The sequence below is a fragment of the Herbiconiux sp. SALV-R1 genome (assembly GCF_013113715.1).
Classification (GTDB): Bacteria; Actinomycetota; Actinomycetes; order Actinomycetales; family Microbacteriaceae; genus Herbiconiux.
Map to the genome: position 1 here is coordinate 3,551,247 of NZ_CP053344.1, position 13,724 is coordinate 3,564,970.

Sequence of the window (13,724 nt, forward strand, 5' to 3'; positions counted from 1 at the left end):
GACGGAGTGTCAGCACAACGCATCGCGGTCGTCGGCGGCGGGGTCGTGGGAGTCACGACCGCCTGGTCGCTGCTCCGGCGCGGCCACTCCGTCGACCTCTACGAGCGGGAGGAGACGGCGGCCACCGGGGCGACGGCGTCGAACGCCGGACTGATCGTGCCCGGCGACTCGCTGGTGTGGGGTACGCCCTCGGCGATCGGCATGCTGGCGCGCTCCCTGCTCGCCCGCAAGCAGTCGTTCATCCGGGTGCGCGCCGGCGCGGGACCGTCCCTCGTGCCGTGGGGACTGCGCTTCCTCAGGGAATGCCTCCCGTCACGGATGCGACGGAACGTGCGCGCGGCCCACGCGCTGAGCTCCTACAGCCTCGACCGGCTGCAGGAGCTGCAGGCGGAGCTCGGGCTCGACTTCTCGTTCGAGGCCAACGGCATGGCCTTCCTCGCCGGTTCGCCCGAGCACCTCGCAGCGCTCGCTGAGGAACGCGGGCAGCTCGCTGCGGCGGGTGAACGCTACGAGAGCTACGCCGGGGCGCGGTTCACCGAGGTCGACCCCGGGTTCGCCGCGGCGGCCACGGGTCTCGGTGGCGTGCTCTACACCACGGGTTCCGCGCACGGAGACGCCCGCGCCTTCACCCTGCAGCTGCTGCAGCGGGCCGTCGACGGCGGCTTGACGGTGCACTCCGCCACCGAGGTACGCGCGATCGAGTCGCAGGCGCGGGCTGTGACAGGGCTGGTCACTCCCGGTGGCTCCCGCTCGTTCGACGCCGTCGTGCTGGCGGCGGGGGCCCGCACGGCCGAGCTCGCTCGCACGGCCGGACTGCGCCTGCCCATCCTGCCGGCCAAGGGCTACGCCGCGACGGTCCCCATCCGCCCCGGAGCATCGGTCGCCGACGTCGGCGGGGTCGACGAGCGCGCACACGTCGCCTTCTCCCGCATGGGCGATGCGCTGCGCCTGTCGTCGACGGCGGAGTTCGCCGGTTACGACAGCGGATCGAACCCAGGCGACTACGACTCGATCCGCGCGACGGGCGACCGCCTGTTCCCGGGTGCGCTCGACTGGGCGGGCGCCGAGTTCCACGTCGGCTGGCGGCCGGCGACCCCCGACGGCAACCCGATCCTCGGCCGCACCGCCCTCCGCGGACTGTACGTCAACAGCGGTCACGGCCATCTCGGCTGGACCCAGGCGGCGGGCTCGGCCGAGATCGTCGCCGACCAGATCGACGGCATCGAGCCGGCGATCGACACCCAGCCCTATCGAACCCCACGAGGAAGGACACGTCGATGACGACGACAGCCAGCACGGTGCGCCTGACAGAGGCCACCGAATTCTACGAAGGGCCCGAACTCTGCCGGGAGTACTTCCGCAACGACCTGCTCTGGTTCGGCACCTCGGTGGTCGAACCGGGCGAGATCGGGGGCCTCGACGCGGGCCACGCACGCTCCTGGGAGGTGTTCTACTGCACCGAGGGCGAGGCAGTCGTCGACGACGGCAGCGCGGAGCACGTGCTCCGCGCCGGCGACGCCCTCACCATCCCGCCCGGCGTGCCGCACACCATCCACAATCGCGGTTCGGAGCGCGTGGTCATCGTCTGGGCGGGCGGGCCCGGCGAGGAGGCAGGAGCATGAGCGTGAGCGTGAGCGCCCCGGCGTTCCTCGGCATCGACCTCGGAACCACCGCCCTCAAGTGCGCCGTCTACGACTCCCGCGGCGCGCTCGTCGGCGAGGAGACCGAGGAGTACGGGCTGCTCGCACCCCACCCCGGCTGGGTCGAGGTGGAGGTGGAGACCTACTGGCAGGCGCTCCGCCTCGCGCTCGGCCGGCTGCTGCGCGCATCCGGCGTCGATGCGGGCAGCATCCGCGCGGCGGCCGTCTCGGCCCAGGGCGAGACACTGGTACCGGTCGATGCCGCGGGAACCGCGCTCAGACCCGCCATCGTGTGGCTCGACAACCGCGCGACGGCCGAGGCCGCGCACCTCGCCGACGTCTTCGGCGACGAGGTCTACCGGGTCACCGGTCAGCCCGAGATGCTCGCCACCTGGCCTGCCGCGAAGGTGCTGTGGCTCACCCGCAACGAGCCCGCCACGGCCCAGGCGGCAGCGCGCTACCTGCTGCTCGAGGACTGGCTGATCTGGCGGCTGACCGGTGAGTACGTGACCGAGGGATCCCTGGCCACCTCGACCTGCTACTGGGACTTCCGCAGCAAGCAGTGGTGGCCCGAGATGCTCGACGCGATCGGCATCGACGCCCACCAGCTGCCCGCGATCGTCGAACCCGGTTCCCCTGTGGCGACCATCCGCGGCTCCGCTGCCGACGAGCTCGGCCTGCCGGCCTCGATGCTCGTCTGCACCGGGGCACTCGACCAGGCCTGTGGGGCGATCGGCGCCGGAAACTTCGTGCCGGGCGGCTTCAGCGAGAACACGGGTGCGGCGATCGCCCTCTGCGCGACCATCGAGGCACCCCGCCTCGACCCGAGCGGGGCGATGCCCTGCCACTACCACGCGCTGCCCGACACCTACATGTTCCACACCTTCACCAGCGGCGGCATCATCCTGCGCTGGTTCCGCGATCAGCTCTCCGAGTCGGTCGTCTCCGACGCGGCGCGCTCCGGTGACGACGGCTACGCGCGGCTCGGTGAACTCGCCGCGGAGACCCCGCCCGGCGCCGACGGACTGATGATGCTGCCCTATCTGCAGGGGGCGATGGCGCCGGAGAACAACGACGACGCGAGCGGAGTGCTGCTCGGCCTCAGCCTCCAGCACACCCGTGGCCACGTCGTTCGCGCGATCTTCGAGTCGGTCGCCTTCGTCGTGCGGCGCAACGTCGACGTCATGAGGCAGCTCGGCGTTCCGATCGACCGTGTGAGAGCCCTCGGTGGAGGAGCGAGGAGTGCCGTCTGGAAGCAGATCGAGGCCGACATCCTCGGCCTCCCCGTCGTGACGATGGCGCAGCTCGACGCCGGCGCCCTGGGCGCGGCCGTGCTCGCCGGCGTGGGCAGCGGCCACTGGGGCTCCGTCGCCGAGGCCACGGAGAGCATGGTGCGAGAGGCGCGGGTGTTCGAACCCGACGCCTCGCGAGCCGCGCTCTACGACGACAAGTACGAGCTCTTCCAGAGCGCCTACCGCGATCTTCTCCCCACCTTCGACCGCATCTCGGCGGCACGCGCCTCAGCCGACCCGCACCACAGCTCCTCCCCTGCTGCCACCCTGTGACATTGCAATATCACCCCAATCCCGAAAGGTTGACATGAACACCGCACCGCTCCTCCGCCCCCGCCGGGTCACCGCGACCCTCGTCGCAGCTATGGCCACGGCCGCCCTGCTCGCCGGATGTTCGACACCCGGTTCCGAAGACGGCACCCCGACCGCCGGCGCGGAGTCCGGCAGCGGCGCCGAGTCGTTCGGGCTCTCCCCGGTCGACAGCGTCACCGCCCTCGTGCCCGACGATCTCGCGGGCAAGGCGCTGACCGTCGCGATCTACAACGACGGCGCGCCCCAGCAGTTCCTCGAAGACGGCAAGCTGGTGGGCATCCAGCCCGACTTCGCGCAGGCGGTCGCCGAGGTATCGGGGCTCGACTTCCAGGCGTCAGGCGTCGGCAGCTTCGACAGCATCATCCCGGGCCTGCAGGGCGGCCGCTACGACGCGGCCTTCGTCGACTTCGGCGTGACCGAGGAACGGCAGGAGATCGTCGACCTGGTCTTCCAGTTCGTGCTGCCCACCGGTTTCGCGGTGCGCGAGGGCGCTGAACTCACGCTCGACACCCAATCCGATCTGTGCGGCATCAAACTCGCCACCCTCGCCGGCTCGTACTTCATCGACCAGGTCGAGGCGATCAGCGAGGAGTGCGTCGCGGGCGGCGAGCCGGCCATCGACATCCAGACCTTCCCCACGCAGACGGATGCGGTGCTCGCGGTCTCGACCGGTCGTTCCGACGCGTACGCGGTCTCGAGCGACCAGCTCGCCTACGCCGCAGACCAGGAGAACGCGAAGCTCGCGGTGCAGGCCTTCGAGCACGAGCCGCTGCCGCAGGCCATCGGTGTGCCGAAGGACAGCGCGCTCGGGCCCGTGGTGGTGGAGGCGCTGAAGGTGCTGATCGCCGACGGCACCTACCAGAAGATCCTCGACAAGTGGGGCATCTCGACCGCAGCGATCACGGCCGACCAGGTCGTCATCAACCCCCTGTGATCGTATGAGCACCGATCTGAAGGCCCTCGACGTCGATGGCGACGTGCGGGTGAAGCATCGACAGCATCCGGTGTGGTGGGTGGTGACCGGGCTGGTCGTGCTCGCGGCGCTCGGCGCGGCCAACATCTTCATCACGAACCCGAACCTCGATTGGGGAGTCGTCGGCGAGTACTTCTTCAGCCCCCAGATCCTCCGCGGACTCTGGCTCACGATCGTGCTGACCGTGCTGTCGATGGCGGCCGGCATCTCCATCGGAGTCGTCGCCGCCCTCATGCGCCTGTCACCGATCCGCATCCTGCGGTGGGTGGCGTGGTTCTACGTCTGGTTCTTCCGCGGCACACCGCTACTCGTGCAGATCATCTTCTGGTTCAATCTTGCCGCGCTGCTGCCCGAGATCTCGATCGGGGTTCCCTTCGGCCCCACGCTGGTGGAGCTCGACGTGAACGACGTGGTCACGCCGTTCACCGCGGCCCTGCTCGGCCTGGCGCTGAACGAGGGCGCCTACATGTCGGAGATCATCCGCGGCGGCATCCAGTCGGTCGACGGCGGGCAGGACGAGGCGGCGAGGGCGCTCGGTATGACGGGCGGTCGACGGATGCGTCGTGTCGTGCTCCCGCAGGCGATGCGGGTGATCATCCCGCCGACGGGCAACCAGGTGATCAGCATGCTGAAGTCCTCGTCGCTGGTGAGCGTGACCTCGCTCCCCGAGCTGCTCTATAGCGCGCAGCTGGTGTATCAGCGCACCTTCGAGACGATCCCGCTGCTGGTCGTCGCGAGCCTGTGGTACCTGATCGTCACCACGCTCCTCACCATCGGGCAGTACTACATCGAGCGGCACTTCGCCCGGGGCTCCCTGCGTCACCAGCCGCAGACCCCCGTGCAGATCTTCACCAGCGGCATCCGGCGACTGGTGTCGACGCCGCCCCAGAAAGGAGGAAGGCCATGAGCCCGCTGCTCGAGGTCGAGGGAGTGCACAAGAGCTACGGCTCCCATGCCGTGCTGCGCGGCGTGAGTCTCGGGATCGATCGCGGCCAGGTCACCTGCGTGATCGGGCCTTCGGGGTCGGGCAAGAGCACGCTGCTGCGCAGCATCAATCAGCTCGAGGAGATCGACCGCGGTCGCATCCGGCTCGAGGGCGAGCTCATCGGCTACCGCGACGAGGGGTCGCGACTGGTGCAGCTGCCGGAGCGCGACCTCGCACGGCAGCGCACTCGGCTCGGCATGGTGTTCCAGAGCTTCAACCTGTTCCCCCACATGACCGTGCTCGAGAACATCGTCGAGGCGCCCGTGGGGGTGCTCAAGGTGCCCCGCCAGGAAGCGGCCGCGCGTGCCGTCGCACTGCTCGAGCGGGTGGGGCTCGCCGAGAAGGCCGCGGCCTACCCGCGCCATCTCTCGGGTGGTCAGCAGCAGCGCGTGGCGATCGCCCGCGCGCTCGCCATGCAGCCGGAGGTGATGCTGTTCGACGAACCGACGAGCGCGCTCGACCCGGAACTCGTCGGCGAGGTGCTCGAGGTGATGCGCTCCCTCGCCGACGACGGCCTGACGATGGTGATCGTGACGCATGAGATGGCCTTCGCGCGGGATGTCGCCGACACCGTGGTCTTCATGGACGGCGGCGTGGTGGTCGAGAGCGGGCCGCCCTCCGAGCTGTTCAGCAACCCGCGCGAGGCACGCACGCGGAGCTTCCTGGCCAGCGTGCTGTGACGTCGTCGGGCCGTGACGTCGTCGGGCAGCGGTCGTCGGGCATCATGGGAGACATGACCGGGCTCGCTGTCTTCGACCTCGACGGAGTGCTGACGAGGCGCGACCTGATGACCGCCGTCGTCACCGCGGCACTGCGGCGAGCGCCGCACCGGGCACTCGTGCCGCTCCCCGCGGTGGCGAACTCGATGCGGCTGCGGAACGACCCCGAGAGGCGTCGGGCCGCCGCGGCGACCGTCATCGGCCACGCGTTCGCCGGATGGTCGCCGGCCGAGCTGCGGGAGCTCTCCGTCGGCATCGCGACCCGGTGGGTTCGCGAGCGCAGGTTCATCCGCGAGGCGGCCGTCGAGGCCTTCCGGGAGCACACGCGTCGAGGCGACGAGGTCGTGGTGGCGACGGCGAGCAACGACGATGCGGCTCGTGCCCTGGTCGGCGCGCTCGGCCTCGAGCCGGCGGCCGTGGTGGCCTCGGCCATCACCGTGGGCGCGGGGCGGGCCTTGATCGAGCCGTACAACATCGGCGAGCAGAAGCTCCGGTCGCTGACGGATGCGGGGGTCGACGTCGGAACGGCGGTCTTCTACACCGACTCCGCATCCGATCTGCCGACCGCCCGTGGCGCTCGGCGCACCGTGCTGGTCGCCCCGAGCGCCACGACCGTCCGCCGCTTCGACGAGGCGGGGGTGCGGTACACCCTCCTCGATGAGGTGAGCACATCGACCCCAGGGAGAGTGCCGTGACCGAGAACTACACGCCGACGAGACTGCTCGAGGTGACCTCCGGAGAGCTCGCCGAGCTCCGCCGTCGAGTTCGCGACACCCGGTGGGCGCCCGAGTGGCCGCCGGTCGAAGGACGAGCCGGCACCGATGCGGCACTGCTGCGCCGCCTCGCCCGGTACTGGGCGGACGGCTTCGACTGGCCCGCGCAGGAGAGGGAGATCGCAGCACTGCCGGCGTTCGAGGCGGTGATCGACGGCACGCCCGTGCGCTTCCTGAAGTTCGACGCCGAGCGGCCCGGCGGCCTCCCGCTGATCGCCACGAACGGCTGGCCCAGCACGATCCTCGAGATGGTCACCCTCGCCCGTCTGCTCTCCGCCCCCTCGCGGTACGGCCTCGACCTCACCCCGCGCACCGTCGTGGTGCCGGCCATTCCCGGGCTGCCGTTCTCTCCGCCACGCCCACGCCTCGGCGAGCAGACCCACGAGCTCTGGCACCGGCTGATGCACGAGGTGCTGGGATTCGAACGCTACGCGTCCCACGGCGGTGACCTGGGAGCAGGAATCACCTCCCGTCTCGCGCAGGCCCATCCCGAGGCGGTCGCCGGCATCCACCTGATGGCGGTGGCGGGCCCCGCCGATCCCGACCCGGCCGGCCTCACGCCGGACGAGCGCGACCACCTCGCGGCCATCGCCCTGTGGGAGAAGGAGGAGGGGGCGTACGAGCACCAGCAGCAGACCCGACCCTTGTCGCTCGCGCCTGCCCTGAGCGACTCCCCCGTGGGCCTGCTCGCCTGGATCGTCGAGAAGTACGACGCCTGGAGCGACGACGACGGCGACGTGAGCACCCGCTTCTCCGACGACGCGCTGCTCACCCAGGCGTCGGCCTACTGGTTCACGAACTCGGCCTCGACCTCGCTCCGCCCCTACTACGAGTTCGCGCACGGGCAGACGACACCGATCCGCTCGGTCACCGTGCCCACCGCCGTCGCCGTGTTCCCGCACGACCTCGTGCAGCCTCCCCGCGAATGGGCTGAGCGCAGCTACCGGGTGGTGCGCTACACGCGGTTCCCCCGCGGCGGCCACTTCGCACCGCACGAGGAGCCCGAGCTGCTCGCCGCCGACATCGCGACCTTCCTCGACGAGCTCGAGCGCTAGGCGGGGGCCCGGCGTCAGCGGGCGGTGAAGAGCGACCAGCCGGTGGCGGCCATCGTGATGACGAGGGCGAGGGTGAGGGCGGCTGCGGCGACGCAGAAGAGGGTCAGGGCGGCGATGAGGCGGCCGCCGGCAAGGGCCGCGCGGTCGCCCTCATCGGTGAGGAGGCGGTGGTGGGTGCTGTAGCGGCGGTGCACGGCCCAGAGCAGAGCGCCCGCCGCGACAACGCCGACGAGGCCCAGCGCGACGGCCCAGGTGCCGAAGACCTCGGGCAGGATGCGCAGGGCGACGAGAGAGCCGACGAGCAGGGCGAGCGCCGTGCGCCGCCACGCCAGGGCCGTGCGCTCGGGCTGGAGACCGGGGTCGAAGACGCTCACACGAGGATGCCGATCAGCACCAGCACGCCCACCACCCCGACCACGATCGCGAGCGGCAGCGCGAGCGGAGCGCTCGGCAGCGGCGTGCCGAGGCGCAGCGCCCGCTCGGTGCGCACCCAGCCGAACCAGCCCTGCAGCGGGGTGAGGAGTCCGGCGACGATCAGGATGAGCGACGCGGCGAGGCGGAAGCCGGGATGGATGCCGAGACCGAGGGCTTCGAGGGCGACACCTCCGGCGAGGAACGCCAGGCCCGTGCGGATCCAGGCCAGGAAGGTGCGCTCGTTCGCGAGGCTGAACCGCGCATCCGGTTCGCTGCCCCTGCCGAAGACCGAGGCGGGGAACCGACGGGGCCGCGAGGGGACGGCGCTCGGGCGGTCGGCGGGAGGGGGCGGATCGCTCGGCGTCACCTCGGCCCCTCTCGTCGATTCCACAGTACCCTCGCCCGGCGGGGGCGGGTCGGGTCACGCGGGGCCGGTACCTCCGTCGCCGGACGAGCTGTCGCCGGACGAGCCGTCGGGCGCTCCGCGGCTGGGCGCCCCGCTACCCCCGCCCATGCCGCCGGTCGCGGCCTGCTGGGTGACGCTGCCGGCGTAGTCGTTCGCGGGGTCGCGGTAGATGGTGTGCACGTGGCCCCATCCGGAGGTCGTGACGCCGTCGACATCGGCTCCGGCCGAGCCCTGCTGGGCCTGGAACGCGACGTACACGTTCGGGCCCGAGATCGAGAAGTTGATGCCGTCGCCCGTGGTCATGTCGTAGGTGGTCTCGCCCGACCAGGCGATCACTGTCTCGTCGAGGGTTGCGGCGATCTCGGCGCGGGTGGTCGCCGCGGTCTGGGCGTCGGCCATCTCCGACCAGTTGGCGATGAGGTCGAGGAGGAGCTCCTTCTGCTCGTCGGTGAGGTCGGCGCCGGTGAGGCCCGATCCGGTGGAGAAGTCGCAGGTGTCGCCCGGGGCGCACATGCTCACGTCGCCCGAGGTGAGGGTGGCCTGCTGCTCGGCGGTGAGGCTGTCGAAGAACGCGAAGGCATCGGTGTAGATGCCGTCGAAGGGCTGCACCTCGGTGCCGTCGGCAGTCGTGTAGACGGCCGGCTGCACGCCGAGGTGCGTGGGAGCGAAGGTGATGGCACCGGTGCCGGAGTCGGCGGAGCCGTCGAGGGTGGCGTTGATGCCGAGGTGGTGCCCGCCGAACTGCACCTCGAAGGCGCTGGAGTCGGTGGGGTCGCCGAAGAAGGCGATGTAGTACTGGCCGAGCGACTCCTCGGTGCTGGAGGAGTTCTCGTGCAGGTACTCGTCTCCGCCCATGATGCCGACCACGGTCTCGTACGCCTCGTCGCTCAGCAGCGACTCGAGCACGGCGAGGGCCGCGGTCTGCTGCTCCTCGGTGAGGTCGGCGAGGTTGAGGCCGGCGCGCTCGACGAAGGTCACGGGGAAGTTCGACCACGAGGTCGTCTTCGTCTCGTCGTCGTAGTCGTAGAGCACGGCCTCGCGCTGCTCGTCGGAGAGCGTGGCGAGGAAGGCCTGGGCCGCGGCCGCCGTGTCGGCGATGGTCTCCGCGGTCGTCGTGGCATCGGTGGTCGAGACCGTGGCGGCGTCGGTGATGGTGCTGGCGCTCGAGCCGACCGTCGACGAGCTCGACGTGCTCGACGATCCGGATGCGCTGTCGCCCGTGGTCGCGCATCCTGCCAGCGCGATGCTGCCGGCCAGCAGCACGGAGGCCATCCAGGCGGCACGCTTCGTGCGGGAGCGGTCGGCGCGAGAGCGTCGCGCGTCGGCACGCCTCGCTGCGCGGTTCAGGGGTTCGGTTGGTGGGGTCATGTCGACGACAGTATGGAGGCGGTCTATACGCCCCCTATGCCATTCCTATGACCCTCCCAAGAGATGCCGCGCGCCGCTCAGCGCTCCCCGGCAAAGGTGCGCGACCGCCCGCGCGCCCACAGCAGCACCGGGATGAGCAGGAGCGCGAGTACCCCACCGGCGAGGGAGAGGGTGGCGTAACTCGTGCTCGCCATGACGAGGCTCGACATGACGCCGGCACCCGCCCCGGCGAGCGCGATCAGCACGTCGAGGGTGCCCTGCACCCGGGCGCGGTTCGCCGGCACGGTGTTGTCGACCACGAGTGCGGTGCCCGAGATGAGTCCGAAGTTCCAGCCCAGCCCGAGCAGCGCCAGGGCGACCACGAGCAGCAGCATGTCGTCGCCCGGCGCCACGGCAGCGGTGATGCCCGCCGCCAGCAGCGTGACCCCGGCGGCGACGGCCATCGGGGTGCGCCCGATGCGGTCGACCAGCACACCCGTGACGAGCGACGGCAGGTACATCGCCCCGATGTGGATGCCGATAACCAGCCCGATGTCGCCGAGGTCGTGATGGTGCGCGCGCATGTGCACGGGCGTCATCGTCATGATGGCCACCATCGCGATCTGCGTCAGCACCATGATCGCCGCGCCCACGTACGCTCCCGCGCCGGGCTTCGGCGCCTCGCCCTTCGGGTCGACTCCGGATGCGCCGCTCACGACGGGCGCACTCAGCCGGCGCGCGAGAAGGAACGGGTCAGGCCGCAACAACGCCAGCAGCACGGTGCCCGCCGCCAGGTACGCGGCCGCGGCGAGGAGGAACGGGCCCGCCAGGGCGGGCAGACCGAGCGCCGAGGCGAGCGACCCGAGCGGCTCGACCAGGTTGGGCCCGGCGACGGCCCCGAGGGTCGTCGACACGAGGGCGATGCTCACCGCCGTCGCACGCCGGGTGGGGGCCGCCAGGTCGGTTCCGGCATACCGCGCCTGCAGGTTGGTGGCGGTGCCCGCGCCGTAGACGAACAGGGAGACGAGCAGCAACGGCACGGAACCGCTCGCCGCGGCGACGACGACCCCGATGGCGCCGAGCCCGCCGGCGGCGAAGCCGAACCCGAGCCCGAGCCTGCGGCCGGAACGCTGCGTCACCCGGCCGATCAGGTACGCGGTCGACGCCGAGCCGAGCGTGAACAGGGCGGTGGGAACGCCCGCGAGGCTCGCGGAGCCGAGCATCTGCTCCGCGAGCAGTGCACCGACGGTGACGCCGGCGGCGACGCCCGCGCCGCCGAGAACCTGGCTGATGACGACGACCACGAGGGTGCGCCGTTGCACCCTCGCGCGCTCGCCGTCGTCGGCCGTCACGTTCTCGGCCTCCGGCATACCGCCCCTCCTTCGCGATGACGATGGTGCGCGGAACCCCGGTGTGGTGTCATGAGTCCGTGCCCCTCAACCATGCCATCATCACCGGGAGACGTCTGGCCGTGCTCGCCGGGGGCCTGATGCTCGCGCTCGGCGCCGTCGGGGTGTCGCCGGCGGCCGCGGAGACCGACGGGCACTCGCACACACCCGCCCTCTACGTGACGTTCCACGGCGAGGCGAGCGACGCGCGCGCATCCGACGCCGCCTCCTCGAGCAACAACATCTCCTCCTACGACGCCTCCGGCCACCTCGTGTCGAAGACCGTGCTGGCGACCGGAAAGCACGATCCCGTCCTCGCCGAGCTGCGCGGCATGCTCCTCACCGCCGACGGCGGGCTGATGGTCGCCAACGCGACGAAGAGCGACAGCGCGGTTCTGAGCTACCAGACACCGGATGCTTCGGGCACGCGTCATCCCGCACCGCCCTCGGGCGTCTTCGCCCCCGGCGCACCCACCAACCCGGGCATCGACCACCCCTACGGCCTCGCCGCAGCAGCCGACGGCGGCCTCCTGGTCTCGAGCCAGGACAGCGCCGTGGTGACGGCCCTCGACAGCTCAGGGGCACCCACCCCCACGACGGGCGCCTCCTCCTGGTGGGCGGAGCAGTACCCTGACGTCGTCTTCGACGCCGGCACCCTGGTGCCCTCGGCGACGGAGGTGCCGGCCGAGGCCGGCGGTCTCGTCGCACCCCGCGGGCTGGTCATCGCCCCCGCGAGCGGCACCGGCAGCGCCACCGATACCGCCACGACCCTTTACGTCGCCGACAACACCGCGCAGCTGGTGCGCAGCTACGACGCCACCACGGGCCGCTTCCTCGGCGACGTGCTCTCGCCCGCCGTGGGCGGCATCGGCAACCCCGTCGGCCTGATCGTGAACGACGGCATCCTCTACGTCACGAGCGAGGGCACCGACGACGTCGTCTCCCTCGACCTCGCCACCGGCAGCACCACCGAGGTCGTTCCTCGCGAACTCGGGAAAGCGAAGCTCGACCACCCTTCGGGCCTCGGCTTCGGCGCCGACGGCAGGCTCTACGTCGCCAGCCGGGTCGGCCAAAAGATCATCGCCTACACGCTCGACTCCACGAACACGAAGGCCGTGAAGGCCGATTTGTTCGTCGACGGCCTCCCCGACCAGCCCGAGCAGCTCCTCCTGCTCGACGACGCGGATGACGGCGCCGAACCACCACCCCCGGCCTCGCCCTCCCCGACCTCGCCGGCCCCCGCATCCGTTCCCCCCACCACCCCCACGGCCGACCCGCACGAACCGGGGCACGGCGAGCTCGCCGCCACCGGGTTCGGGCCGGACCTCCGCCCCGCGGTGGGCCTCGCGCTGATCGCCCTGGTCGCACTGTCGGCAGGGATCGCCGTGCTCGCCTCCCGCCGAGGCCTGAGAACACCCGGCGGGAGGTGAGGGGACGGATGGACGACGCGACCCTGCTGGGCATCCTTCTGCGCGTGCGGCCGGCGACCATCGACGAGGCGGTCTCCGCGACGCACCTCGATGTCGCCCACGTGGCCCAGGCCGTGCATCGCCTGCGCGACCAGGGGCTGATCGCGGGTGCGGGCGAGCGTCTCGCCTACCCGCCGCCCGCCGACTGGGCGAACGACGCGGTCTCGGTGCACACCCGCCGGGTGAGGGTGGCGGCCGAGGATGCGATGTCGGGCATCGAGAGGATCCTCGAGAACCTGCCGTCGATGCTGCGCGCCTGGTCGGTGGGCGAGACCTCGACCGACCTCGTGCCGACGGTGCTGCGCCACGGTCCGTTCGCCGCCGAAGACCTGTGGTGGGAACTCGTGCCGAAGCCCTCCGGCACCCTCGTCGCGGTGTTCACCGAGATCGACCGGCTGATGGATGCCTCGAGCGAGCGGGCCGTGCGGTTCGGCAAGGCCCTCGCCGAGCAGGACTCGGTGCGCATCATCGTGCCGAGCGCCGCCACCGCCGACCCCGCTGTGCGCGAGCGCATGGCGCAGTACGGCCCCCACGGCCTGGAGTACCGCTCGCTCGAGCGAGCGCCCGGCTGGTTCTGGGTCGACGGCGACCACATCGCCATGCCGTTCATCTGGGGCGAGACCACCCCCACCGGGGTGCTCGGGGTGCAGCACGCCGGCCTCGCGAACATCGTGCGCGCCTACTTCGACGAGCTCTGGCGGCGGGCCGAGCCCATCGGGGCGGAGCAGCAGCCGTGGACGTCGCTGCTGCGCCTCATGCAGCAGGGCAACACCCTCGAGAGCGCCTCGAAGCAGCTCGGCATCAACCCGCGCACCGGCCGCCGCCGCATCTCGGCGGCCATGGAGCACTACGGCGCCCCAACTCTCTTCGCCGTCGGCGCCGCCTGGACCGCGGCGGGCGCGGGCACCCCACCCGCCGCGGAGGCCTGAGCGCGGCACGCGGCGGCTTCTG

At 71.5% G+C, this 13,724-nt stretch carries 14 protein-coding genes; 10 read left to right on the forward strand and 4 right to left on the reverse strand.

Annotated elements, in window-relative coordinates; translation table 11 throughout:
* The first annotated feature begins 6 nt into the window (after positions 1-6).
* The 8 genes from HL652_RS16885 to HL652_RS16920 are packed head-to-tail and all read left to right on the forward strand — an operon-like array spanning position 7 to position 7,749.
* Positions 7-1,281, forward strand: a complete 1,275-nt coding sequence (locus tag HL652_RS16885; protein ID WP_171706384.1) for an FAD-dependent oxidoreductase — start codon at positions 7-9, stop codon at positions 1,279-1,281.
* A complete protein-coding gene (locus HL652_RS16890) occupies positions 1,278-1,622 on the forward strand; it encodes a cupin domain-containing protein (RefSeq protein WP_171706385.1) in 345 nt (114 codons plus the stop codon). Before HL652_RS16885 ends, HL652_RS16890 begins: the two co-directional genes overlap by 4 nt.
* Positions 1,619-3,205: a xylulokinase gene (locus HL652_RS16895; protein WP_171706386.1), complete on the forward strand. Its 1,587-nt coding sequence runs from the start codon at positions 1,619-1,621 to the stop codon at positions 3,203-3,205. The genes HL652_RS16890 and HL652_RS16895 overlap by 4 nt, the downstream gene beginning before the upstream one ends.
* A gap of 34 nt (positions 3,206-3,239) precedes the next feature.
* Complete coding sequence (locus tag HL652_RS16900) at positions 3,240-4,178, forward strand: ABC transporter substrate-binding protein (protein ID WP_171706387.1); 939 nt, start codon at positions 3,240-3,242, stop codon at positions 4,176-4,178.
* 4 nt (positions 4,179-4,182) lie between these two features.
* Positions 4,183-5,124 carry an amino acid ABC transporter permease gene (locus HL652_RS16905; RefSeq protein WP_171706388.1) on the forward strand — a complete coding sequence of 314 codons (942 nt, stop codon included), beginning with the start codon at positions 4,183-4,185 and terminating at the stop codon, positions 5,122-5,124.
* The gene (locus tag HL652_RS16910) at positions 5,121-5,882 is read left to right on the forward strand and encodes an amino acid ABC transporter ATP-binding protein (RefSeq protein ID WP_171706389.1); all 762 of its coding nucleotides are present in this window, start codon (positions 5,121-5,123) and stop codon (positions 5,880-5,882) included. The genes HL652_RS16905 and HL652_RS16910 overlap by 4 nt, the downstream gene beginning before the upstream one ends.
* A 53-nt stretch (positions 5,883-5,935) precedes the next feature.
* Positions 5,936-6,616: an HAD family hydrolase gene (locus tag HL652_RS16915; RefSeq protein WP_171706390.1), complete on the forward strand. Its 681-nt coding sequence runs from the start codon at positions 5,936-5,938 to the stop codon at positions 6,614-6,616.
* The gene (locus HL652_RS16920; protein WP_253743408.1) at positions 6,613-7,749 is read left to right on the forward strand and encodes an epoxide hydrolase family protein; all 1,137 of its coding nucleotides are present in this window, start codon (positions 6,613-6,615) and stop codon (positions 7,747-7,749) included. The genes HL652_RS16915 and HL652_RS16920 overlap by 4 nt, the downstream gene beginning before the upstream one ends.
* A 14-nt stretch (positions 7,750-7,763) precedes the next feature.
* Here HL652_RS16920 and HL652_RS16925 read toward each other — a convergent pair whose 3' ends face one another.
* From HL652_RS16925 to HL652_RS16940, 4 genes are all read right to left on the reverse strand, one after another.
* The gene (locus tag HL652_RS16925; protein ID WP_171706391.1) at positions 7,764-8,123 is read right to left on the reverse strand and encodes a DUF202 domain-containing protein; all 360 of its coding nucleotides are present in this window, start codon (positions 8,121-8,123) and stop codon (positions 7,764-7,766) included.
* Entirely contained in the window at positions 8,120-8,530 is a 411-nt protein-coding gene (locus HL652_RS16930; protein ID WP_171706392.1) for a YidH family protein, read from the reverse strand. The genes HL652_RS16925 and HL652_RS16930 overlap by 4 nt, the downstream gene beginning before the upstream one ends.
* Before the next feature lie 54 nt (positions 8,531-8,584).
* Positions 8,585-9,937: a DUF3500 domain-containing protein gene (locus tag HL652_RS16935; RefSeq protein ID WP_253743410.1), complete on the reverse strand. Its 1,353-nt coding sequence runs from the start codon at positions 9,935-9,937 to the stop codon at positions 8,585-8,587.
* Positions 9,938-10,014: 77 nt separating this feature from the next.
* Positions 10,015-11,286 carry an MFS transporter gene (locus HL652_RS16940; protein ID WP_171706393.1) on the reverse strand — a complete coding sequence of 424 codons (1,272 nt, stop codon included), beginning with the start codon at positions 11,284-11,286 and terminating at the stop codon, positions 10,015-10,017.
* Between the two features lie 59 nt (positions 11,287-11,345).
* Here HL652_RS16940 and HL652_RS16945 point away from each other — a divergent pair, with 59 nt between their 5' ends.
* Both HL652_RS16945 and HL652_RS16950 read left to right on the forward strand, forming a co-directional pair.
* Complete coding sequence (locus HL652_RS16945; RefSeq protein WP_171706394.1) at positions 11,346-12,734, forward strand: NHL repeat-containing protein; 1,389 nt, start codon at positions 11,346-11,348, stop codon at positions 12,732-12,734.
* Positions 12,735-12,742: 8 nt separating this feature from the next.
* The gene (locus tag HL652_RS16950) at positions 12,743-13,702 is read left to right on the forward strand and encodes a hypothetical protein (RefSeq protein ID WP_171706395.1); all 960 of its coding nucleotides are present in this window, start codon (positions 12,743-12,745) and stop codon (positions 13,700-13,702) included.
* Positions 13,703-13,724 lie beyond the last annotated feature (22 nt).

Excerpts from the sequence above, each read along its gene's own strand:
- HL652_RS16890 (WP_171706385.1), top strand. The coding sequence starts at position 1,278 with ATGACGACGACAGCCAGCACGGTGCGCCTGACAGAGGCCACCGAATTC.
- HL652_RS16895 (WP_171706386.1), top strand. The coding sequence starts at position 1,619 with ATGAGCGTGAGCGTGAGCGCCCCGGCGTTCCTCGGCATCGACCTCGGA.
- HL652_RS16900 (WP_171706387.1), top strand. The coding sequence starts at position 3,240 with ATGAACACCGCACCGCTCCTCCGCCCCCGCCGGGTCACCGCGACCCTC.
- HL652_RS16905 (WP_171706388.1), top strand. The coding sequence starts at position 4,183 with ATGAGCACCGATCTGAAGGCCCTCGACGTCGATGGCGACGTGCGGGTG.
- HL652_RS16910 (WP_171706389.1), top strand. The coding sequence starts at position 5,121 with ATGAGCCCGCTGCTCGAGGTCGAGGGAGTGCACAAGAGCTACGGCTCC.
- HL652_RS16915 (WP_171706390.1), top strand. The coding sequence starts at position 5,936 with ATGACCGGGCTCGCTGTCTTCGACCTCGACGGAGTGCTGACGAGGCGC.
- HL652_RS16935 (WP_253743410.1), bottom strand. The coding sequence starts at position 9,937 with ATGACCCCACCAACCGAACCCCTGAACCGCGCAGCGAGGCGTGCCGAC.
- HL652_RS16940 (WP_171706393.1), bottom strand. The coding sequence starts at position 11,286 with ATGCCGGAGGCCGAGAACGTGACGGCCGACGACGGCGAGCGCGCGAGG.
- HL652_RS16950 (WP_171706395.1), top strand. The coding sequence starts at position 12,743 with ATGGACGACGCGACCCTGCTGGGCATCCTTCTGCGCGTGCGGCCGGCG.